General features: G+C 41.2%; 26 protein-coding genes. 9 read left to right on the top strand and 17 right to left on the bottom strand.

The window, feature by feature from the left end; genetic code table 11:
- Positions 1–74 precede the first annotated feature (74 nt).
- Positions 75–554, bottom strand: a complete 480-nt coding sequence (locus HF078_RS20290; protein ID WP_169292766.1) for an NUDIX domain-containing protein — start codon at positions 552–554, stop codon at positions 75–77.
- A gap of 102 nt (positions 555–656) precedes the next feature.
- Positions 657–1,874, bottom strand: a complete 1,218-nt coding sequence (locus HF078_RS20285) for an NAD(P)/FAD-dependent oxidoreductase (RefSeq protein ID WP_205831689.1) — start codon at positions 1,872–1,874, stop codon at positions 657–659.
- Between the two features lie 409 nt (positions 1,875–2,283).
- On the opposite strand from HF078_RS20285, the gene HF078_RS20280 reads away from it, so the two are divergent.
- Both HF078_RS20280 and HF078_RS20275 read left to right on the top strand, forming a co-directional pair.
- Positions 2,284–3,276 (top strand): NAD(P)/FAD-dependent oxidoreductase, encoded by a 993-nt coding sequence (locus tag HF078_RS20280; RefSeq protein WP_148989219.1) that lies wholly within the window; start codon positions 2,284–2,286, stop codon positions 3,274–3,276.
- A gap of 144 nt (positions 3,277–3,420) precedes the next feature.
- The gene (locus HF078_RS20275) at positions 3,421–3,954 is read left to right on the top strand and encodes a hypothetical protein (RefSeq protein ID WP_169292765.1); all 534 of its coding nucleotides are present in this window, start codon (positions 3,421–3,423) and stop codon (positions 3,952–3,954) included.
- Positions 3,955–4,009: 55 nt separating this feature from the next.
- Here HF078_RS20275 and HF078_RS20270 read toward each other — a convergent pair whose 3' ends face one another.
- From HF078_RS20270 to HF078_RS20255, 4 genes are all read right to left on the bottom strand, one after another.
- Positions 4,010–4,669 (bottom strand): hypothetical protein, encoded by a 660-nt coding sequence (locus tag HF078_RS20270; protein ID WP_169292764.1) that lies wholly within the window; start codon positions 4,667–4,669, stop codon positions 4,010–4,012.
- A gap of 128 nt (positions 4,670–4,797) precedes the next feature.
- The gene (locus HF078_RS20265; protein ID WP_169292763.1) at positions 4,798–5,160 is read right to left on the bottom strand and encodes a HesB/IscA family protein; all 363 of its coding nucleotides are present in this window, start codon (positions 5,158–5,160) and stop codon (positions 4,798–4,800) included.
- A 114-nt stretch (positions 5,161–5,274) separates the two neighbouring features.
- The gene (gene dapF, locus HF078_RS20260; RefSeq protein ID WP_169292762.1) at positions 5,275–6,129 is read right to left on the bottom strand and encodes a diaminopimelate epimerase; all 855 of its coding nucleotides are present in this window, start codon (positions 6,127–6,129) and stop codon (positions 5,275–5,277) included.
- 269 nt (positions 6,130–6,398) lie between these two features.
- Complete coding sequence (locus tag HF078_RS20255; protein WP_169292761.1) at positions 6,399–7,634, bottom strand: NupC/NupG family nucleoside CNT transporter; 1,236 nt, start codon at positions 7,632–7,634, stop codon at positions 6,399–6,401.
- A 311-nt stretch (positions 7,635–7,945) separates the two neighbouring features.
- Between HF078_RS20255 and HF078_RS20250 the strand changes: the two genes are divergently transcribed.
- Positions 7,946–8,638, top strand: a complete 693-nt coding sequence (locus tag HF078_RS20250; RefSeq protein WP_169292760.1) for a DUF2225 domain-containing protein — start codon at positions 7,946–7,948, stop codon at positions 8,636–8,638.
- Between the two features lie 75 nt (positions 8,639–8,713).
- On the opposite strand, the gene HF078_RS20245 is transcribed toward HF078_RS20250, so the two are convergent.
- Positions 8,714–8,950 (bottom strand): YuzB family protein, encoded by a 237-nt coding sequence (locus HF078_RS20245; RefSeq protein WP_187442110.1) that lies wholly within the window; start codon positions 8,948–8,950, stop codon positions 8,714–8,716.
- Positions 8,951–9,289: 339 nt separating this feature from the next.
- Between HF078_RS20245 and HF078_RS20240 the strand changes: the two genes are divergently transcribed.
- The gene (locus HF078_RS20240; RefSeq protein ID WP_169292759.1) at positions 9,290–10,357 is read left to right on the top strand and encodes an NAD(P)/FAD-dependent oxidoreductase; all 1,068 of its coding nucleotides are present in this window, start codon (positions 9,290–9,292) and stop codon (positions 10,355–10,357) included.
- Between the two features lie 42 nt (positions 10,358–10,399).
- On the opposite strand, the gene HF078_RS20235 is transcribed toward HF078_RS20240, so the two are convergent.
- Positions 10,400–10,726 carry a YuzD family protein gene (locus HF078_RS20235; RefSeq protein WP_169292758.1) on the bottom strand — a complete coding sequence of 109 codons (327 nt, stop codon included), beginning with the start codon at positions 10,724–10,726 and terminating at the stop codon, positions 10,400–10,402.
- 165 nt (positions 10,727–10,891) lie between these two features.
- On the opposite strand from HF078_RS20235, the gene HF078_RS20230 reads away from it, so the two are divergent.
- A complete protein-coding gene (locus HF078_RS20230) occupies positions 10,892–11,128 on the top strand; it encodes a NifU family protein (RefSeq protein ID WP_010196573.1) in 237 nt (78 codons plus the stop codon).
- Between the two features lie 212 nt (positions 11,129–11,340).
- Here the strand turns inward: HF078_RS20230 and thrB are convergent, their stop codons facing one another.
- From thrB to yutH, 5 genes are all read right to left on the bottom strand, one after another.
- Complete coding sequence (thrB, locus tag HF078_RS20225; protein WP_169292757.1) at positions 11,341–12,261, bottom strand: homoserine kinase; 921 nt, start codon at positions 12,259–12,261, stop codon at positions 11,341–11,343.
- Positions 12,258–13,313, bottom strand: coding sequence for a threonine synthase (gene thrC / locus HF078_RS20220; protein WP_205831697.1), 1,056 nt, complete (start codon positions 13,311–13,313; stop codon positions 12,258–12,260). The genes thrB and thrC overlap by 4 nt, the downstream gene beginning before the upstream one ends.
- Complete coding sequence (locus HF078_RS20215; RefSeq protein ID WP_169292755.1) at positions 13,313–14,611, bottom strand: homoserine dehydrogenase; 1,299 nt, start codon at positions 14,609–14,611, stop codon at positions 13,313–13,315. The genes thrC and HF078_RS20215 overlap by 1 nt, the downstream gene beginning before the upstream one ends.
- A gap of 296 nt (positions 14,612–14,907) precedes the next feature.
- Positions 14,908–15,873, bottom strand: coding sequence for a 2-hydroxyacid dehydrogenase (locus HF078_RS20210; RefSeq protein ID WP_169292754.1), 966 nt, complete (start codon positions 15,871–15,873; stop codon positions 14,908–14,910).
- A gap of 102 nt (positions 15,874–15,975) precedes the next feature.
- On the bottom strand, positions 15,976–16,983 hold the full coding sequence (gene yutH / locus HF078_RS20205; RefSeq protein ID WP_169292753.1) for a spore coat putative kinase YutH: 1,008 nt from the start codon (positions 16,981–16,983) through the stop codon (positions 15,976–15,978).
- A 316-nt stretch (positions 16,984–17,299) separates the two neighbouring features.
- Between yutH and HF078_RS20200 the strand changes: the two genes are divergently transcribed.
- The gene (locus tag HF078_RS20200; protein ID WP_346775379.1) at positions 17,300–17,800 is read left to right on the top strand and encodes a phosphatidylglycerophosphatase A family protein; all 501 of its coding nucleotides are present in this window, start codon (positions 17,300–17,302) and stop codon (positions 17,798–17,800) included.
- A gap of 83 nt (positions 17,801–17,883) precedes the next feature.
- Here the strand turns inward: HF078_RS20200 and HF078_RS20195 are convergent, their stop codons facing one another.
- The 3 genes from HF078_RS20195 to HF078_RS20185 form a co-directional block, all read right to left on the bottom strand.
- Positions 17,884–18,654, bottom strand: a complete 771-nt coding sequence (locus tag HF078_RS20195; protein WP_169292752.1) for a TIGR01457 family HAD-type hydrolase — start codon at positions 18,652–18,654, stop codon at positions 17,884–17,886.
- Between the two features lie 132 nt (positions 18,655–18,786).
- Positions 18,787–19,224 carry a DUF86 domain-containing protein gene (locus HF078_RS20190; RefSeq protein ID WP_169292751.1) on the bottom strand — a complete coding sequence of 146 codons (438 nt, stop codon included), beginning with the start codon at positions 19,222–19,224 and terminating at the stop codon, positions 18,787–18,789.
- Between the two features lie 35 nt (positions 19,225–19,259).
- Positions 19,260–20,567: an EAL domain-containing protein gene (locus tag HF078_RS20185; RefSeq protein ID WP_169292750.1), complete on the bottom strand. Its 1,308-nt coding sequence runs from the start codon at positions 20,565–20,567 to the stop codon at positions 19,260–19,262.
- A gap of 178 nt (positions 20,568–20,745) precedes the next feature.
- Here HF078_RS20185 and HF078_RS20180 point away from each other — a divergent pair, with 178 nt between their 5' ends.
- Both HF078_RS20180 and HF078_RS20175 read left to right on the top strand, forming a co-directional pair.
- Positions 20,746–21,012 (top strand): DUF3055 domain-containing protein, encoded by a 267-nt coding sequence (locus tag HF078_RS20180; protein ID WP_169292749.1) that lies wholly within the window; start codon positions 20,746–20,748, stop codon positions 21,010–21,012.
- Positions 21,013–21,086: 74 nt separating this feature from the next.
- Complete coding sequence (locus tag HF078_RS20175) at positions 21,087–21,392, top strand: cytosolic protein (RefSeq protein WP_169292748.1); 306 nt, start codon at positions 21,087–21,089, stop codon at positions 21,390–21,392.
- A gap of 54 nt (positions 21,393–21,446) precedes the next feature.
- On the opposite strand, the gene HF078_RS20170 is transcribed toward HF078_RS20175, so the two are convergent.
- A complete protein-coding gene (locus HF078_RS20170) occupies positions 21,447–21,740 on the bottom strand; it encodes a YutD family protein (RefSeq protein WP_010196615.1) in 294 nt (97 codons plus the stop codon).
- Positions 21,741–21,849: 109 nt separating this feature from the next.
- On the opposite strand from HF078_RS20170, the gene HF078_RS20165 reads away from it, so the two are divergent.
- On the top strand, positions 21,850–22,539 hold the full coding sequence (locus HF078_RS20165) for a YhcN/YlaJ family sporulation lipoprotein (protein ID WP_169292747.1): 690 nt from the start codon (positions 21,850–21,852) through the stop codon (positions 22,537–22,539).
- Positions 22,540–22,554 lie beyond the last annotated feature (15 nt).

Below are 22,554 nucleotides of genomic sequence, written 5' to 3'. Positions count from 1 at the left end.
GAAAAATACGATGTAAGCGAATACATCTTATCCAATCTATCTGTTTCTTTCTTTTTCTTAAATTTACAGAATTATTAGAAAAATAACTTGTACGAACTATAGTTAAATACCTGTCCAGGATTCATGGCATCCGTTTCTTTTAAAACAGAAAGGTTAGTGAGTTTGGCGCAATAGTGGATGAGCAATGAGGAATCAGGATCTAGCTCAAGTTCCTCAAGCGTTTTAAATGCCGCGTCAGATAGTTCGCTTTCCTGATAGACTACGTCGTGGTTTAGAGGAGTACATAAGAATAGGAGCATATTATCGCTGATTTTATCCTTAATGACACCAGATCTAACTCCAACCAGCCCCTCTACCTTTACGTTGATGCCCGTTTCTTCTAATATTTCTCGAACTACCGCCTCATCTACGGTTTCATTCGCTTCCACAAATCCTGCTGGAAAGGACCACTTCCCCTTAAGTCCACCGTAGCGCTTTTTTACGACAAGCCATTTGCCGTCTTCTGCTACTACAATACCCGCAACCGCGAGCCAGACATTTTCTCTTTTCCCCATGTTATCGTCCCCCTGTTTGTATCTAATAAAGTAATGGTATCAGGAAAAATGGCAAAAAGAAAAGCTGCACGTTAAAAAATGTGCAGCTTCTCAAAATATATCTTATAAAACGTTGAATTTACCTTTTTTCATTACTAGGCCCGCTCCACCGATCATGTATAGTGCACGGTTGTCGACCATTTTCTTCATGAAGGATGCTTTAGAGCCCCAGATCTTGCGACCGAATACTACACCGATTGCATCGTCTTCACCTAAAGAACATACCGTTCCTTTTAGGTCAGGCGTGAAGGTTTGAAGTTCACCTTGGCCACGAACCAATACTGCCAAGTTTTTCGCACAAACTTCCCCTTGCTGCATCGCGATTTGAGCAGTTGGAGGGTATGGACGGTTGATTTCTTCGTTGATGATTAGAGAACAGTCTCCAACGATGAATACATCCTCATGTCCAGGAGCGCGCAAGTATGGATCTACTTTCACACGACCACGCATGTTTTCGAATCCGGAATCTTCTACCAAGTGGTTTCCACGTACACCAGCAGCCCATACAACTGTACCAGCTTTGATTTCTTCCACTTCTTCGTCTTTAGCAACGATGATTCCTTCTTCCGTCGCTTCTTTGATTGCCGTACCGATTTTAAATTCTACGCCTTTACGCTCAAGCGTGTTTACAGCATATTCCACTAGTTCCGGATCAAATCCAGGAAGTACAGTCGGTGCTGCTTCTACACACACGATGCGTACTTTTTCTTTAGGAATATCAAACTCTTGGCAAAGTTCAGGAACACGGTTAACCAATTCTCCTAGGAACTCGATACCAGTAAATCCAGCTCCACCAACTACGATAGTTAGACGATCATCGCGACGGTGTGCTTCTGTATTGTAAGTAGCAAATTGATATTCGATGTGCTCACGGATCTTACGAGCAACATTTAAGTTTGCGATCGTGAACGCATGCTCTTTCAAGCCCTTGATGCCAAAAGTCTCTGCTTCATAACCAAGACCAACCACTAGGTAGTCATAAGAGATTTCTCCGCCTTTAGTCAAAGCAACAGTTTTCGCTTCACGGTTGATGCCTGTAACTGTATCGTGTAAGAAATGAACCTTGCTGCGATCAATTACATCAGAAATTTTGTAACGCGTACGATCAGCTGGCAATGTTCCTGCTGATGCTTCGTGTAACCATGTAGACTCATAATGGTAATCGTTTTTGTTTACCAACGTAATATCAGCTTCATTTACACCGATCATTTTTTGAAGACGAACAGCCGTTACAAGTCCACCGTAACCAGCACCTAGAATAACTATACTTGGCTTTTTCAAATGAATCACACCTTTTATATTGAAATTTTTAATAAAATAAATATGAAGACATGAAACAAATCTCACTGTACCTTTTCTTACTATCCACTATTAAGTTAAAATTTATTAGAAATAAATGATTGTGAAATACTTCACGAATATGAACGGCAAAAAAGTGTGAAATTTGTCACAAAGAAACTTAACCTACCTAACATCATATTCTTTTTCCGTCTTTTTTTCAAGACAAAATCATAGTTTAAAAAGCTTTAAAATATTCGGAAAAAATAAGTAATTCCATGCCGAAATTCCTAAATCTCTATCTATTTTTAGTATATGTTCCCCTTTTTCCAAGGTTGAAAACAGAAATTGTGAGAAAATTATGCTATGATAAAGAAAGAAAGTAAACAATTGTTTAGGGGGATAGATTCAGATGAGCGAAGAACAAAAAGTATTTGACATCACCATCATCGGTGGAGGGCCAACCGGCTTATTCACTGCTTTCTACGGAGGTATGAGGCAGGCTAGCGTCAAAATCATTGAAAGTCTACCACAATTGGGTGGACAGTTATCCGCGTTATACCCCGAAAAGTACATATATGATATTGCCGGATTCCCAAAGATTCGAGCACAAGAATTGATCAACAATTTAAAAGAACAGATGGCCAAGTTTGAGCCAACGGTTGCACTTGAGCAATCCGTTCAAACACTTGAAAAAATGGGTGACGGAACGTTCAAGATTGTAACAGACAAAGAAACGCACTATTCCAAAGCAGTCATCATCACTGCTGGTAATGGCGCTTTCCAACCACGCCGCCTCGAGCTTGAGAACGCTAAAGATTATGAGAACAAGAACATCCACTATTTTGTGGATGATATGAATAAATTTGCAGGTAAAAAAGTTGTTGTATTCGGTGGCGGGGACTCTGCTGTTGACTGGGCGCTAATGCTTGAGCCGATTGCTGAGAAAGTAACGCTCGTTCACCGTCGTGACAAATTCCGGGCACACGAGCACAGTGTAGAAACATTAATGAATTCCAAAGTTGAAATTAAAACACCTTACGTACCGGCAGAACTAATCGGTGACGATAACGCAATCAATCAGGTTGTCCTCGAAAAAGTGAAATCCGAAGACCGTGAAGTGTTGGATGTTGACGATGTTATTGTGAACTACGGTTTCGTTTCCTCCCTTGGCCCTATCAAGGATTGGGGACTTGAAATCGAAAAGAATTCCATCGTAGTCAATTCCAAAATGGAAACAAATATATCCGGAATTTATGCTGCCGGTGATATTTGCACCTACGAAGGAAAAGTGAAACTAATCGCTTGCGGCTTTGGCGAGGCACCTACTGCTGTAAACAACGCCAAATCTTATATCGATCCAAAAGCCAAAGTACAACCGCTTCATAGTACTAGTTTATTCTAAGCCGGCTATGAAGGTGCAGCCAACCCTTGTGGGAACAGGGGTTGGTTTTTTTGTGTCAGGTAAACCAAAGTAAAATGAACCTGTAACCTTCCTCCCTCATTCAACGTCTAACCTAGTAACAAACCTAACGAGGTGATCAGCTAAATGAAATTCTTCAAAGTTGCTGTTCTTTCGATCCTCCTCTCTATCTTATCCCTACCTTTCTATTCACCAACAAGCTATGCGTGCTCTTGCCTTGCCCCTGGTACACCGCAAGAAGAACTGGAAAAAATGGATGCCGTATTCACAGGAAAAGTGTTAGAGGTTGATGAGAAATACAACAGTACAACAGAAGTGAAATTGAGTGTGACAGAAACATGGAAAGGTGTGGACACGAAGGAAGTAATCATTTACACCGCCATGGATTCCGCAGCATGTGGTGTGAATTTTGAGAAAAACAAAGACTATTTGGTCTATGCCCATTTGGAAGACGGAGAATATACGACTTACCTTTGTTCAAGAACAGCAGAGCTACCTCAGGCACAGTCAGATTTGAAGGAACTTGGAGAAGGTACTGTGCCCACAGTTGATAAAGAGCCATTCGCGAACTTCTCCACACAAAATGCCATAATCGGGACCCTTGGATTGGCACTTGTTTTAGGGGCTTGTTTCTTCTATCGCTGGAAAAGTACAAAATAAGTGAACATGGAAAAGCACCTTTCCCAAAGAAAGGTGCTTTTCTTGTATGATAAATTTACCAAAAGACAACAATCCTGCCATTATCAAGGCTAATGAAATATCCTACATAGTCCCCAAGATCTACACTAACCTCTTCTCCAGTTTCCAGGACGTGTTTAATGCCCTCCACTATTCCGGTATACTCCGTCCAATCCTCTGTAGAAAAATAATCAATCAATACTTCAGCATGTTCAACATCTGCCATCGCGGCACCTGTACTCGTGGAAAGTAAAATTCCTTCTGACTCATGATAGATCATAAATCCATCGGATTCCGGAATTCCATATAGGTGGGCACCATGCTTTTCTGCGATGGTTATGTGACTTTTAAATCTCTCGTCAAGGATCTTATGGTAGGTATAGTCACCAATAATAACTGTTTCTACCTCATCTTCTACATGGTCAACAGGTTCAGCGGCTGGGGGCTCTTCTCGAGGAGTTTCAGTTGGTTTTTCCACCGGCTGCGCACTAACTTCCGTAATTTCTTTTACTTCATTGCTATCTATGGAAAATGTATTAGATGGTATCGCCATACGTACATATTGATTGGAAGGTTTTGTTGAATGAAATTGGTATGACTCACTGGCCTCTGTTTCGACTCCTTGACAGGCTGTTCCGATACTTGCAAATCCTAGCGCCGACAATAGCACAATTGAAATGCTCCTCTTACCTTTCAATGATACCACTCCTTCTTTTTCACCTATCTATTTAGACGGTTTGGAGTGGTAGTTGGTTTCATATTTTTGGAAAATAATCATAAAAAAACTTGGGTAACCTAACAGGTTACCCAAGTTTTTAACTATTTTTAGCACTCTTCCGGTGTACCAGTGTTCGTCGCCGTACGGAAGGAAGACCCACACCCACAGTTTGCGATGGCGTTCGGGTTATCGATCGTAAAGCCGCCGCCCATCATGGATTGTTTAAAATCAATTTTTACATCTTGAAGAATTGGCTTGCTTTCAGCGTCAATTAAAATTTTGATACCGTGTTGTTCTAATTCTATGTCCTGTTCGCCTTTTTCTTCTTCAAAGCCCATACCGTAAGAAAGACCGCTACATCCTCCACCCTTCACGCCTACGCGTAAAAAAACGGATTCCTCGCCGTGTTCTTTCATCATATCTTTTATTTGAAAAGCTGCTGCTTCTGTAATTGTAATTACATCACTCATATGTTACACCTCCCAATGTATTTCCAATTCCATTTCCCCCATTATATCGTGAAATGGAAGTCTGCTCAAACTTACTGCTTTAATAGTATATGCAAAAGGAACAAGCCTTTGTGATTAATAATAGAAAGTTCCGGTACAGATAACTTCCGCTGGTCCACGCATTCTGACAGACCCCTCGTTCGTCCATGTGATAAAGAGGTCACCTCCTGCTAGATGAACAACCGTCTCTCTGTCACGCGCTGTCTTTTCATTTAGTACAGACGCTACTACAGCTGCACAAGCTCCCGTCCCGCATGCCTGTGTAATGCCAGACCCTCTTTCCCAAACACGGAAGTGCAACTCATCTTCTGCCGCAACCTCGACAAACTCAACGTTTACCCCCTCAGGAAAGCGAGGATCCTTTTCTACTATAGGACCAAGCGTTGTTAAAGGAGCATCCTTTATATCATCCAAATAAAAAATGACGTGTGGATTCCCCATGGAAACTGTGGTTATTTCGTAAGTTTCTCCAGCTACTGTAAATGGTTCAGCAACTAATACTTCCTTTTCGTCCACAAGTATCGGGATTTCCTTTGTATGGAGCTTTGGTTCTCCCATGTCGACCGTTACAGAGGTAACCTGGCCACCTGCTAATTCAACTTCAGCTTCCACTAGTCCAGAAAGTGTTTCAATTTTAAAAGTTTCTGTTTGGACGATTCCATGCTCGTAAGCATATTTCGCCACACAACGAAGACCATTCCCACAATTTTTTCCTTCGGATCCGTCGTTATTAAAGATTCGCATTTTTACTGGTGCTTTCTCAGATGGGCAGATCAAAATCATTCCATCAGATCCGATGCCGATATGGATATTTGCAACTCTTATGGCAAGGCTGGATAATTCATCTTCCTTTAAGTTTTCCTCAAACATATTAACATATATATAATTGTTCCCTAGTCCGTGCATCTTGGTGAATTGAAAGGAGCGCATGTTTACTTTTCCTCCAAAAATAATTTATTTCTTCAAGTATAAATACATAAAAGTCTGAACACAATAGAAATATCCCCCGTTTTATATGAAAAACCCATGTATCGTTTGCTTCAGTGGAAGCACGAAAACATGGGTTTTTCTGGTTTGGGCGATTGTACATTTTATAAAGACTGCGCTCGCTTAGAATTCTTCTCTCACAGGTCTTTATACTTATCCGACAACAAAAAATCCACACACCAGGACACCGGCGAGTGGATTTTTCTATCGTTTTAGAACAAGAACATACCCGCAATTGCAGCACTTAACAAGTTAGAAAGCGTACCTGCAATGATTGCGCGGAATCCTAAACGTGCGATATCAGGACGACGGCTTGGAGCTAAGTTTCCAAGTCCACCTAATAGGATTGCCAAGGAAGATAGGTTAGCAAATCCGCAAAGTGCGAATGCGATAACAGCTACAGATTTTTCGCTGAACATATCAATCTGTGCAGAGAATGTAGAGTAAGCTACGAACTCATTTAATACAAGCTTTTGACCAATCAAGTTACCTGCCGCAACGGCTTCACTCCAAGGAATACCGATAACGAAGGCAAGTGGTGCAAATAGATAACCAAGAATGTAGTCAAGTGAGAAGTTTTCAGCACCGAACCAACCACCGATTCCACCTAAGATTCCATTGATAAGAGCAATTAAAGCGATGAATGCAAGTAGCATTGCACCAACGTTAAGTGCAAGTTTTAAACCGTCAGATGCCCCGCGAGCAGCAGCATCAATTACGTTGGTTGCTCTGTCTTCTTCAGACTCACCAATTTGGGCATTAGTATCGTTTTTTGGCTCTTCCGTTTCAGGAATAAGCATTTTTGCCATGATTAATCCACCAGGTGCCGCCATGAAACTTGCTGCCAATAAATACTCTAAAGGAATTCCAAGTGCAGCATAACCGAACAATACAGAACCTGCTACAGATGCAAGTCCACCTGTCATAACAGCAAACAACTCAGATTTAGTCATTCCCGCGATATAAGGACGAATTACTAAAGGTGCTTCTGTTTGTCCAACAAAGATGTTAGCGGAAGCAGATAAAGATTCTGTCTTACTTGTTCCTAAAAGCTTCGCAAGACCTCCACCTAAGAAACGGATAACTACTTGCATAATACCTAAATAATAAAGAACGGAAATTAATGCAGAGAAGAAAATGATAATCGTTAATACATGGAATGCGAATACAAATCCTGTTGCTTCAGAACCAGGATTACCTAGTACCGGTCCGAAAAGGAAACCAATTCCCTCATTCGCGTAATTGATAATATTTTGTACAAGTTCAGTTAAGCCAAGAAAAGCTGTTCTTCCTAACTCCCACTTCAATACGATAAATGCGAATAGCAATTGGATAGCCAATCCGCCTAAAATAGTACGAATCTTGATCTTTCGTTTGTTTTCCGAAAGTAGGAATGCGATTGCAAAGATAACTGCGATTCCCATTAAACCCCAAAGGATATTATTCATAATATTCACCTCTATTAGAAATTTCTGCAAGTTGTTTGTCGTCAGACATCTAACTATCACAGTACCACTTTACTACGAAATGAAAGCGTTTGAAAGAACTTTTTTTTGTCAATATGTTACAACCATTAAAAAACCGTTTTCCTATCTGTGTGTTCTTAAATAAATTACCCAAGAATAGCTAAATAATGTATAGGCAATGAAAAAAACACATCGCTTTTTATAGGTATTTTGATTCATTTAAGTTGTCTCCACCTTTCCCTTGTGGTACTTTTGTATTATATTGTCAAGAGAGTTAAGAGAAGGTGACAAAAATGGAACAATACTATAGCCGAAATATCTTGTGTGAAAATTGTAAACATGAATATAGCACGTTTAAAATAAAATCCCGTTATATCCGTCCTTTAACCCATGATTCGGATTTTTGTTCAACTTACCAGTCATTAGAGACCAACCCTCTCCTTTATTACGTTTCTGTTTGTCCACATTGTGGATATGCGGTTTCAGACGAATTCAACCCTAAATTGACGAAAGAAGCACATTTCGCCATCCAAACAAAGATACAAAAGCATTGGAACTATAAAAACTACGGACAGAAGCGATCTGTCGAAACTGCTATAAACTCATATAAATTAGGTATCTATTCGGGGATTATAAAAAAAGAAAAACCCATAGTCATGGCAGGTCTCTATCTTCGACTTGCTTGGATATATCGCACCATTGAACAAAGTAATACGCAGGAGCAGAGATTTCTAAAGCTTGCTGTAGAGCAGTTTGAACTTTCCTATACACTAGGGGACTATGAAGAAAAGGGGATGTCTGAAATAAAATTGCTTTACTTAGTAGGTGACCTTAATTGCCGTTTAAACTTGGAACGTCAAGCCATTCGATATTTCCAGATGGTCATTGGGCACAAGCATAAAGACAACGAACAACGCCTTGTTGAAAAAGCAAGGGACCGTTGGTATGAGATACGCAGATCCTCTAAATTGAAGGTAAGTAGCTAGGTTGGATGAAGTACATACCAGTACAATATAAAAAGAGCATGGTTCCCCAATGTGGGCTCCATGCTCTTTTTTTAATTAGAACATTGGGTTCTCTTCCAGATAAATATATATGTTGTCTACCAGTTGTTCTGGAGACTCTCCTGCCACAACATCTCCGTTAACGAGAGCAAAAAGTGTGTCAAAGCATTTGCCACAATATCCTAGGCAGCCGTATTCCACAATATCCAAATTTGGATCTTTTTCCAACACTTCTCTCGCTCTTTGTGAGCCACTGGCTAAATTACTTATACAAAATTCGATGATTGGCTTCACTAATTTCACCCCTCTATTGCACTTCCATGCTACCTTTTTTTCCTTAAAACGTCAATTATGAAGTTTCTCTATAAAGTGTTGATATTAATCGACTTAACTCAACATTTTTCCGAAAGAATGTTGTTATTTTGTCATAATTTCGATATACTTTTAATGTTATTTTATTTAAACGTGTTATACATTTTCAAAATGAAAGCGCAATTGTATTACAATTTGTGTTTTCTTTCACATATAAGTTTTCCTAGAATACTAGTTTTATCTTTCTTCTTACTATTACCTTCAAAGGGTCTACTTTATTATACTTTTGATTCTATTCGCTTAAAAAGGGGTTTAGCTGCTATGAAAAAACTTGTTGTGCTTGGCGCAGGCTACGGCGGTATGCGCGTTTTACATCGACTTCTTCCTAATCAATTACCATCAGATATCGAAATTGTATTGGTGGACAGAGCTCCATATCATAGTTTGAAAACAGAATTTTATGCACTGGCTGCGGGAACGATTTCAGACCATCATGTCCGTGTAACTTTTCCAGAACACGAAAGACTCTCTGTTAAATATGGGGAAGTTTCCAATGTCGATATGGAAGAGAAAGTTGTACACTTTGAAGATGGGAGCACGCTTTCGTTTGATGATCTCATCATCGGCCTTGGCTGCGAGGACAAGTACCATGATATTCCAGGTGCAGAAGAACACACGTACAGTATCCAGACCATTAATAAGTCCAGAAAGGCTTACCAAGCTTTAAACGACTTACCGGCTAATAAAGTGGTTGCTATTGTCGGTGGTGGATTGAGTGGGGTTGAGATTGCGAGTGAGCTTCGTGAAAGCCGCCCGGACTTGACCATTAAACTATTCGACCGCGGTAATATCATTCTTTCGAGCTTCCCTGAAAGACTGAGTAAATATGTACAAAACTGGTTTGAGACGCATGGAGTGGAAGTAGTGAATGGCTCAAACATCACTCGTGTAGAGGAAAATACCCTTTACAACCATGACGAACCGGTACATTGTGATGTAATCGTTTGGACTGCAGGAATACAGCCAAACAAAGTAGTTCGTGAGCTAGATGTCGAAAAAGATGGACAAGGTCGCGTAGTTCTGACAAAACAGCATAACATACCAGGACATGAAAATGTTTATGTAGTTGGGGATTGTGCAAGCCTCCCTCACGCACCAAGTGCTCAATTAGCAGAAGGACAAGCTGAACAGATTGTCCAAGTGTTATTGAAGCGCTGGAATGGCGAAGCTCCACCAGAAGAATTCCCTGCCATCAAGCTAAAAGGAGTATTAGGCTCTCTTGGCAAAAAGCATGGATTCGGCTTGGTAAATGAAAGACCGTTAACTGGCCGAGTGGCGCGTTTATTAAAATCCGGTATTCTTTGGATGTATAAATATCATAATGGCTAAAAAATATCCCCAAAAGTCGCTTTGACTCTTGGGGATCATTTTTTATGATGCCGCGTATCCATACTTCTCCATCTCAGAATAAATGGTTTTCAACTTCGGATTGCCTTCTCCCACAATCTCCCCTTCAATGACCACAACGGGATAAAACATATCTTCTTCCACGACTCTAGCGGCAAATTCTCTCTTTTCACCGTCACAATCTTCCGTATTATAAATATCTATATAAGAGATGGAGAATTCTTGATTTGGATATTTTCTTGCTACTGCAGCTTCTAACCATTCGTAGGTTTCTTTAGATGATGGAAGGTTAACACAGCTAGGGCAAAGCACCTCTGCACCATACACACAAATTTCTACCTTTTTCTTCATAAGCCGATATCCCCCAATATTTATAACTTTTTCTTTATTTTATCGTAAAACGCTTACTTTTTCATGGAATTAATTTCGATTTCCTAAAAAGACCCAATGCAGAGCAATAGATTTTTTGAGAGGTTTTCTTTATAATAGAATTATGTAAGGAAAGGAGCGATAACTATGTCTAACCCGGAAATCAATGCGCAAGTTCAGGAAGTACTAGATAAATTACGTCCATTTCTTCTTCGTGACGGAGGGGACTGTGAATTAGTAGATGTGGAAGACGGCATCGTAAAGTTGCGTCTATTAGGTGCATGCGGTTCTTGCCCAAGTTCCACTATCACGTTGAAAGCTGGTATTGAGCGTGCATTACTGGAAGAAGTACCAGGCATCATTGAAGTAGAGCAAGTATTCTAAAGTTAAGGGATTTGTAGGTGTTGATTGGAGCATAGGGCGTAGAGTCCTACGGGAGGTAGAGCTTAGAGGAGACCCCACAGGCATAGCCGAGGAGGCTCCGCAAGCACCCCGTGGAAAGCGAAGCCCAGTGCGGAAATTAACAGCTGTGTATTATAGTCCTGACATTTAAACAAAACCGGCAAGCGGACATTTCTAGTCAGCTTGCCGGTTTTTTATATCGATGACACTTTACATAAATGATTGGAATGCACCTCGCTGCCTGCTTTACTTACTTGCAAAAGCTCCACTCTATGCTGTGGGAATTCCGAGGACAGCGTGCTAACGACTTTTCTCCCTTTTCCTTTTTCACAAAAGCAGATGACAGTAGGTCCGGCTCCGCTGATTGTCACACCAAACGCACCTGCCTCCCCTGCTCTCTCCTTTAGTTGTTGAAAATTAGGAAACAACTTTTGGCGGTAAGGCTCGTGGAAAATATCACTTTCCATCATCTTGCCGACAAGATCCCAATTTTTAAGCATAAACGCCCCGAGCATGACATTGGCATGGCTACTCCCAGTCACTGCCTCACTAAATGAAAGTCTGTCTGGCAATAATCCTCTTGATTCCTTTGTTTTTGCTTCAAATTCTGGGATGACTGCCACCATTTCCAGGTCATCTACCGGAAGCTTTACATACTCCCATTTATTATTTTGATAGGTAGATACAACAAGTCCCCCATAAAGAGATGCTGCGACGTTATCCGCATGACCTTCAAACTTTGCTGCAAGCTGCAGTTTTTCATCAGGACTAAGATTTTTCTCACATAGTACATTCATGATTTCAATGGCTCCTACAATAGCTGCTGCACTGCTGCCAAGACCTCTTGCGAGCGGAATATCACTCATGGTCAAAACGTGCGCAGGAGGAGCTTCTACATTCCATAGCTTCTGCAATTCTTGACAGACGGTGTAGAGGATGTTTTCCTCCTTTTTAATGGAGAGAGGAGGAACACTCGTAAACTTCCATTCGTCTGAATAATTGACAAAAAGGGTAACGTATTTGTTTACCGCCATTCCGATAGAGTCAAACCCTGGCCCAAGATTGGCAGAGCTTCCGGGTACTTTAATCACAAAACCATCTCTATATCCGTTCATACTGTTACTCCTACGAACGATTTGACGAGTTGGGAATAGTCGTTGGGAATCTTTTGTACGTTTACATCGGCATAACTCGTAGCTGTTACCGGGTCCTTCAAACCATTTCCAGTCAATACCGCAACCACCTGCTTACCTTTTGCGAGTTCTCCTGTTTTTAGCTGTTTGATAACTCCAGCAACGGATGCACTGGATGCTGGTTCTGCAAACACTCCTTCTGTTTGAGCAAGTAGTTTATAGGCATACAGCATTTCTTCATCTGTAACAAAGTCTATTTTTCCTTTTGACTCCTCTGCTGCCCGAACCGCATACTCCCAACTGGCAGGATTTCCGATTCGAATGGCTGTTGCGATTGTTTCCGGGTTAGAAATGACCCGGTTTTGGACAATTGCCGCTGCTCCCTCCGCTTCAAATCCACGCATTTCAGGTAATCCAGTTCCTTTGTCTTGATGATATTCTTGAAAACCTCGCCAATATGCGGTGATGTTCCCTGCATTTCCGACAGGCAGGGCAAGGACATCTGGTGCTTTTCCAAGCTGATCGCACACTTCAAATGCAGCCGTTTTTTGTCCTTCAATTCTATATGGATTAAGGGAGTTTACGAGCGTGATTGGAAGCTCCTCTGATAATTGACGAACCATTTGCAAAGCTTCATCAAAATTTCCGTCCAATGAATAAATCTCTGCTCCATACATGACGGCCTGTGCAAGCTTTCCTTGCGCAATTTTTCCGTCTGGAATTACGACAATGCATTTCAAACCCGCTCTTGCAGCATAGGCTGCTGCAGAAGCTGAAGTGTTACCCGTAGACGCACAGACAACTGTTGTACTGCCTTCTTCTTTTGCCTTTGCAACGGCTAAGGCCATTCCTCTGTCCTTGAAGGAGCCGGTTGGATTGGCCCCCTCCACTTTTACATGCAACTCCACTCCAAGTTGTTCAGAAAGGTTTTCAAGAAACAGCAGTGGCGTGTGCCCTTCTTGAAGGGAGACGTTTGGTGTTTGTTCACTAACTGGTAGAAATCTACTATATTCTTTGACTAGTCCTCTCCACATCATACTGCCACTTCCCCTTCTACCCGATAACTGCTTTTTATTTCTTTCACATATTTCATATCTGCCAGCTCTTGAAGTAGATTGTCATAGCGCTCTAGAGATGCGTGATGCGTCACGACCACCACTTCTGCCAACGCCTCTTCTTTTAGAGGAAGTTGCAGGATTTTTTCAAAGCTGACACCCTTTTGCGAAAATAGATTAGTAATGTGAGAGAGTACTCCTACTTCATCTTGTACATGCACACGGAGGAAGTGTTTTGCTTGAATTTCTTCTTTTTCTTTGAGTGTCTTTGGGAACTGAGGGGATACCATGCTTTTGCCATTCACACCAAGGCGCATATTTTTCATCACTCCGACAAGGTCGGAGACAACCGCTGTTGCTGTAGGCAAACTGCCTGCACCTGGTCCGTAAAACATCGTTTCTCCTACCGCTTCGCCATACACATACACCGCATTGTATTCGTTTTGCACACTCGCTAATGGATGAGCATGCGGGAGAAGAGTCGGCTGAACGCTGACCTCGACTTTTTCCTTTTCACGATGTGCGATGCCAATTAGTTTAATTGTGTACCCAAGTTTTTTGCTATAGTTCAGATCCTCTTCAGAGACGGAACTAATTCCTCTTACCTGGACATCTTTGAGTTCGATATTCATGGAAAACCCAAGCGTCGAGAGGATGGCCATTTTCCTTGCCGCATCAATTCCTTCCACATCCGCTGTCGGATCGGCTTCTGCAAATCCAAGTTCCTGTGCTTCTTTTAGCACTTCCTCATAGGAAGAACCTTCATTGTTCATTTTTGTAAGGATGAAATTGGTCGTTCCGTTCACAATTCCCATCATTTTCGTAATTCTATCTGAGGCAAGCCCATCTACTAAACCTCTAAGAATAGGAATCCCACCTGCCACACTAGCCTCGTAAAACAGGTCACAATTGTTCTGGGCAGCTGCTGCTAACAGCTCTGATCCATAAACGGCCATTAAATCTTTATTTGCAGTAACAACATGTTTCTTGTTATGCAGCGCCCTTAATATATGATGACGAGTCTCTTCGACTCCTCCCATTACTTCAATGACCACGTCAATTTCAGGGTCATCCAGCACCTCTTCTGCATGCAAAGTCAACAACTCAGGATTCAAATCCACCAACCGCTCCTTATGCAAATCCTTCACAAGCGCCTTCTTCACCCGCACCGGACAACCCACCTGATGCATCAACTTATCCTGATGACCTTCCACAATCTTCACCACACCACAACCAACCGTACCCAACCCCAACAAACCAACCGAAATCACCTTCACTGCGCTCCACTCCCCTTTAAGGGGTCTGACCCTCAGTGCGGTAAAGGATTAAAGAGGGGTCTGACCCTCACTCCTCTAAAGCACTAAAGAAACTCCCTCATTTTTTCTTTATGTCTTTCCTGCGTGTACATTTGTGTTTATATAATGGACATTATAGAGGGGTTTTGTGTGCTTGACAAGGGGAGATTTTTGCGGTTTTTACTTGTAAGCGCTTAACTTGTTGGGGGAGTAACAAGAAAAAAATAAGGGACCGGATCTCTTCTCCACACTTCTTTGTAGAGAAAAGAATCCAGTCCTCAGCAGACCTTTGTCTTCACTTGATTTCCTTGTAATACTGCGACAATATTATCTCTGCATAGCTTTATCATTGTTGTCCTGGTTTCTACACTTGCGCTTCCAATATGAGGAATTGCGACCACTTGAGGAAATTGAAGCAACGGATGCTCGGCTCCTATAGGTTCCTCATAGAAAACGTCCAATCCGGCTCCGGCAATTTCATTGTGATTTAAAGCGGCGATAAGCGCTTCCTCATCCACCACCTGCCCCCTCCCTACATTAATGAAGAAGGCAGAATTCTTCATACGCGTGAATGCGTCTTGATTAAACAGATGCCTCGTATCATCTGTTAACGGTGTTAAGCAGACGACATAATCTGATTCCTTTAACAACTGTTCAAAGCTTCGGTATGCCGCCCCTAGCTCCTGTTCAGCTTCCATATGGCGATTTCTATTATGGTAGAGAATCTCCATACCAAAGCCACTAGCCCTTCTAGCAACAGCTTGTCCTATTTTGCCCATGCCGACGATCCCAATTGTTTTATGATGCACATCGGCACCTGCAAGCAGGAAGGGACTCCAGCTTTGCCAGTGCCCCTCTTTTACAAAACCTTGAGCTTCCGTAATTCTTCTTGCAGTTGCTAGCATCAACGCAAAAGTAAGGTCTGCAGTCGTTTCTGTCAGCACATCAGGTGTGTTGCAAACAGTCACACCTCTATGTGATGCAGCCTTTATGTCAATATTGTCATATCCAACTGCAAGGTTAGCCACGACCTTTAGGTTTGGCGCTTGCTCTAACAATTCTTCATCTACTTTATCTGAAAGCATCGTCAAAAGAGCCGTTGCTTTTTTAGCTTCTTTCATCAACATCTCCCTTGGAACAGGCTCGCTTTCACTGTCCCACATCTTTACATCTGCAATCTCCATAAGAGGGGTGAATACTTCTTCTTTAAGTTTTCTTGTGATAAACACATACGGCCTTTTCATCTGTTTCTCTCCCTACATCTTGTTGTCTGGAATAGTTACTCAAGCTATCTGTTATTTTATCACTCATAGCTTTTCCAAAACATACAAATATAGGGCAAGCGCTTATTTTTTCACCCAATCTAATACTGGGATTCCATAGTTTTTAGCAGGCACACCTGCGAGATCATAGAAATTTCCCAGAAGCTGTTCATAGTGAGTGGAAGAATGCAGTATTGCTTTCATCCGGTCCTCATGCCATTTTTTATCAGCAACAGGTCCGCTCGTATAATAGTCCTCTACACATTCAAAGTAGTGAATGGGAAATGTCAATCTTGCATACAGTAGTCGCCATGAAAAGCTTGATAGCGGCGATACCCTTTCATAGTCTTGTAAAAAAGTTTGGATCTTCGTTGGGTTCATGTCTTTTCCTTTGCGGCATTCTACCCTTATCCATTCCGATAGGTCTCTGCTTGCATGATCAAAAATCCAATCTGTTGGGAGCTTCATCCATTGCGCCTGCTGCCAAGTGAGATCTGTGAAGCGGTGGTGGCAGAGCGTAGCGGCATCATTCATCATCGGACTATCATCAAGCTCTGTGTCCACTAGATACTGAATGGCATTTTCGGTTAATCCTAAATAGTAAGGAAAGGATTCTACAAACTGGGTATCAAAAACATCAACTGGATTGCTTCTTACCTTTTCTCTAAAAAAGCTCTCCATTTGGTCGATCCTTTTTACCCATAAGCTTTTCCATTGACCGATTCGATTAATAGCTGTCATTTTTGCAGGATAACTTCTAGCATTTGTATGAAAGGCAGCCAGTTCTTTACCGACAACTAATTTCCTTGAACTGTAATCATACGGCATCCGGAAAAGGGCGATCTGCCGGCCATCTATCTCCGTTGTATAGGTATCATTCTTATTTTTCACAAAAGAACTAACATATATATCTTTATGCGTGCGTATCATATAGTCACTTATCTTTTGAAGCTCATCAATTTCTTCTGCTTCCAAGTGAGCAACAGGTACCATGATATAAAGTACGCGATTAGACCAAAAAGCATCAAACTGTCGTACCCTTTGCTTCCTTTCCACCCTTAACTCATATTGATCATAAATAATCTGCTTCAACTCTGTTCCCTCCTTCTCCCTAGTACCAACTATATGAAGAAAACAGAGAAAACTTGTTACAAATAATAGCCATCTCCCTAAAATGGCCAAAACGCCACCACCACACAGATAAATCACACCAAAAGCTATTAATTCCACCAAATTAGGGCATAAAGGGAAGATAAAGAAAAAAAAGGAATAAAAGGGGTCTGACCCTCATTGTTCTAAAGCGTTAAAGAGGCAAAGAATTAAAGAGGGGTCTGACCCTCACCGCTCTAAAGTACTAAAGAGGGACCTAAATCCCCCTCGACTATATTATAAAAGATGGGTGAGTTGTATGAAGAATTTTGAGAGTATGGATGATGTGGAGAAGAAGGCACGGGAGTTATTGGAGGAGCGCGGGGTGACGATGGATGATATTGCGGAGTTGGTGTATTTCTTGCAGTCGAAGTATCATCCTTCCCTTGAGCGGTCCGAGTGTCTGGAGAATGTGGATCGCGTTCTTTCTAAGCGTGAAGTTCAAAATACCGTCCTTACAGCAATTGAATTAGACATATTGGCGGAGCAAGGAAAAATACAAGAGCCTCTCTTAAGAATATTGCGTGATGATGAAGGATTGTATGGAGTGGATGAGGTATTGGCATTATCCATTGTAAACGTATACGGCTCCATCGGCTTCACGAACTACGGATACATTGATAAATTGAAGCCAGGCATACTCGAACACCTAAATGACAAGAGCTCTAGAAAAGTTCATACCTTCCTCGATGATATCGTCGGAGCTATCGCTGCTGCAGCATCAAGCCGTTTGGCACATCGAGCAGCAAATACAGAATGAACGAATAGACAATAAAAACCAGGAAGCCGAACTAAGTAGCTCGCTGCCTGGTTTTTTGACGTCCTTCATCATAATAAGATTTCTTATATTCTTTCTATCCACTCTTCCAACGAATCCACTGTATAGGTCGGCTGCTCCTCATACGTTTCTAAATGCGCCTTTGTCGTCACACCTGTATGCACAAGCAACGTATCCATCCCTGCATTCATCCCAGCCTTAATATCTGTATGATAATTATCTCCCACCATCAGCGTTTCTTCACGAGGCACCCCCAACACTTTCAGGGCCTGCTCCATGATGACTTTTTCTGGTTTACCGATAAAGGTCGGTTGTGTTTCCGTTGAAACCGTCAAAACAGAAGTCAACGATCCGTTTCCAGGAAGTAGCCCTCTCTCCGTAGGAATGGCAATATCACCGTTAGTGGAAATGAATCGCGCTCCATTACGAATATTAATTGCACCCAGTGCCAACTTTTCATAACTGATGGATCGGTCGATTCCGCTTACTACCACGTCAGCACCCTCATCAACCAATTCGAACCCTTTCTCCAGCAATGCGGTTCTAATTCCTTCCTCGCCGATTACATATATTTTCGCCTCAGGCTTGAAATCATAAATATAATTGGCCGTGGCATTGCTTGTTGTAAAAACTTGTTCATCTAAAGTCGGTATGCCAAAGTCTCTTAATTTTTGGGCAACCTGTTGTGGTGTTCTAGAGGAATTATTCGTTACAAAAAGATATGGAATCTTTTTATCATATAAAGCTTTTACAAAATGGCTTGCCTCTTCAATCTTTTCTTTTCCACGATACATCGTTCCGTCAAGGTCAATTAAATATCCTTGGTACTTTTTCATCTATCTTCACACTCCACTATAGTCATTTCATTAGTTTAGGTTTCTTTCAACCTGTTCATGTTAGCACAATTTACTAGCCCGATAAAAGCAAGAAAGAACGCTCCCATAAAAGAAAGCGTTCTCAACTCAGCGTTAATTTCTAAAAGCCGAAACAGGGCCTAATTCATTTTCCAAATATACGCGGACAGCACCACAGAAACCAACAACTGTCTCCTGTACATCCGTTAAACACGTTTCCACCTCTTCGTGAGAAATCAGAAGATATTCTTGTACTAGTGTTTTTCGGAGTCGTACAAGTCTCTTTAAGTGCTGGGCCATGTCACCTGTCACTACTTTTTCATCCTCAAGGATGTCAATGATGTCCTCATAGCTACCAGGGTCACGCATGATAAAGCCGTCAATCATTGCATTACCCACATCCAGTATGCCTTCAATGATTGCTACCGCAACACGCTCAAGCGCCTTCTTTTCGATGGAAGAATTCCAAGAGTCATGCTTTTGATATAAGGCTATATTGTCTTCAATATAAAGTAACGTATGCTCTATTTTTTCTCGATCCACAAAGTACATTTTAATTTCTCCTTTGTATGTAATCTTGGCTGTTGTTATGTTATCGGTTGCAACAGTTTTGGCCTGGCGTAAAAATAACCTTGCGCCATGTCCACTTTATGTTTGGAAAGAATCTGAACCTCTTCGGGACGCTCAATTCCTTCTGCAACCACAAGTGATCCTGTCTCATTTGCTATTAACAAAAGTCCCTGCAGCATTTTTTCTTTGACCATATTTTTATCAATATCTTGAATAACAGAACGATCAATTTTTATGATATCAGGCATAATTCTATTGATGGTATGAAAGCTCGCATAACCGGCACCCGTATCATCGACGGCAATTTGAAAGCCTAGCTCCCTGAGCGCAACAATGTTTCGCTCAAAATTCTTCAACCCATCGATAGAATCTTGCTCTGTCACCTCAATAGCTATATTCTGTGGAATAATCTCCGGATACTTTTTCAACAGAACCAGCATCTTTTCAATCAACTCTACCTCGTTTAAAGTGGTAGGAGTAAAATTGATAAAAATTGCTTCCTTCATTTTGCACTGATAAATTAGTTGAAATGCCTTTTCTAATATGAGTAATTCCAGCAAAAATAACCTATTAGTCTGTTTGGCGATGGAAAATAGCTGCAAAGGGTTTTCCATCAATGACCCTTTAGGGCCGCGAGTCAGCAACTCCCACGCCTTGATGCCGCCTTTAGACACATCAATTATTGGTTGGGCCAAAAGCGTAATATCTTTAAAAGCAATGATTTGATTTATTTGAAACTTTAATTGCTGGTACTGTAATTTATCTTGTTTCTCGGCCATGGCCATTGCCTGCACATGAGCTTTAAGCATGCATTCAGACAACGAGTACTCCCCTGACTCCAAGAAAACATAACCAGATTGGACACACAAATGCTGGTTATCCAACTGTTTATACTTTCGTCTTTCTATTACCGTCTTAACTTTAGCAAGTCTATCCTCAAGTTCCGTTGTACTGTGAAATCTTGCATCCACTTTCAATAACAAAGAAATTCCATCACTATACTGTTCATGTAAACAAACAATTTCTTCATCAACAAATGTTTGCCCAATGACTTTTCTAAGCTGCGCTTTGATAGCTTCTCGACACGATAAATATTTACGCCTGCCTATTTTTGAAATGATATTCTCCAAGTCAGGAAAATAAAATGAAATCACCGCTACCTGAAACCCTTTTTTTAAAGTATGCTTCACTCGTTGTTCAATCGGATTCCTCAAAATAAAAATCGGCGGATAATAACGCAGATATTTGGACGGAAGCATTATTTTTACTAGATGTGAGCCATTCTTATTATAGTATCTCTTTATGCGATTCCAGCTTCGCCCCATGAAGTGGCTCCCTTCTCTCTAGACAAAAATCAGCAAGTTATATTTCTTTTATTTTATCACAAAAAATAAGAAAATTGTCCCATTTCTTGCACAGTGTAGATATAATTGATAATATCCGATAACAAGAAAGACGTTGTATTTGTTATACTAGAAAAAGATGCAAGAAGGAGGTTTCAATATGGGGGAAAAATTCTTTTTATATGACGATACAGTCGATACCAAAACCCGTTTTGTGAGCTTTATGGGAGAAAATAGTCGCTTTGACTTGGCAATAGTGAAATCCGATCGCTATTATGGAAAAAGTCTAGTACTCGATATCCAAGGCAACCGTTTTGCCATCATCGGCAGTGATGACTTGGATGAGCCAGGCTATCTTGAGCATGCTTACCAGTTATCTGAAGAAGATGCAGCAGAATTACGTTCTTTTTTGTATGAGGTAATCTAAACACTTGAAATTCTTAATAATCCCTTATTGTCTCGGTAAAACTAATCTTACTCTAAGACAAAGGGGATTTTTTCATGTTTATCGATGAAAAGGATAAAGAAGCAGAGCACTATACTGATTTCTCTAATGTGGAAACCCAGCGAAATTATTTGATACCTGAAACATTACCTGAAGGTCCTTATGGTTCTCCCCGCGGTAAAGAAACACCGGTGGAAAACAAAAGCACTCCTTGGCGTGAAGGTCAGCGTTATTATAGTGCATTTAATTATGAAAATAAAAACCTTCATCAGGATATCCCCAGACAGCATCCTGGTGCCCATCCCACCCATAATGACAAGAATATGAACGAAGAGCATCCATATGGGAATGAGAAAGACTGATAAATACTAGGAAAAGGACCCCAGCAGCTTTTGATGGGGTCCTTTTTGCAACAATCACTTCGCCTCAGCTGCAGGTTTTTTCACTTTTTTTAGTACAAAGTAAGCACAGCCGAAATTACAGTACTCTAAAATGTAGTCAGGAAGGGTGCTGATCTTTGTGTCATGGGTGGATTTATGATTTTGGTCTTCGAAAAATCCTCGCAAACGCAATTGGTTATAACCCCAGTCACCGACAATATAGTCGTATTTGTTCAAAACATCAATATATCTCGCGCGAAAGGTTTCTTCGTTGAAACCGTTTCGATTTTCTTCCAACAGTTCGTAACAATGGTTTCCAATACAAATCATTTTCCGCTCCTCCATTTCCGCTCTTATCTACATTATAGACCATTCTCCACTAATTTCTAAGTCAAAATTTTTATCAACGGGCAATCCTATACGTAAGGAGGTGTTTCCATTGAGGAAAACAATAAAAATTCTTGCGGCATGCAGTTTAGTTACTGCAATCACTTCAGCCTGTTCTTTTGACCCTACACCAGAGGAACGCCAAGCCAGAAGCGCCATATACGGGCGTGATGGGCAGCCAATGAATACAAATACAGGACACCGTTACGATATGTATGATGTAAGAGACAGCAATAACCATGATCAAACTCGCTTCGGTTATGTTCGAGACCAAGCTGAGCCGGTGAGAAATTCTCAGCGCTACAATGAGAATATCGCTGCCGTGGATTACGGTGAAATTGCCAATATCATCAACAAAATGGTTGTTCAGTTACCTGCAATAGAAGATTCTGCGACACTTGTTACGGATGAAGAAGTACTTATTGCCTATGAAACAAACAGTGAAGACCGCGAGCTAACAGCCGATCAGGTTAGTAAAACCGGATTATCCATCGTTCCACGTTATTATCATGTTTACATTTCTGATAATCCAGAAATGATTCATGATATTGAACGTTTTCGTTCCCTTGGTGTGACAAGTCCTAGGGTGGATGAAATATTAGAAACGACTATAAAAGAAATGCTCAAATCTCCGCAAGGCAAACAGCTGAATTCCGGCGAAAACGGGAACGGCGAAGCAGACGGTGAGATGAACGAAGAGTCAGACAAAAGCGAGTTTAGAAAACAAATGAAAAACGACTAACAAAAAAGGTACAGC

This window comes from Bacillus sp. RO2 (assembly GCF_012911845.1).
Taxonomy (GTDB): Bacteria; Bacillota; Bacilli; order Bacillales; family Bacillaceae_I; genus Sutcliffiella_A.
The sequence above is the reverse complement of the archived record's forward strand: the minus strand, read 5'-3'. Positions and strand labels throughout refer to the sequence as shown.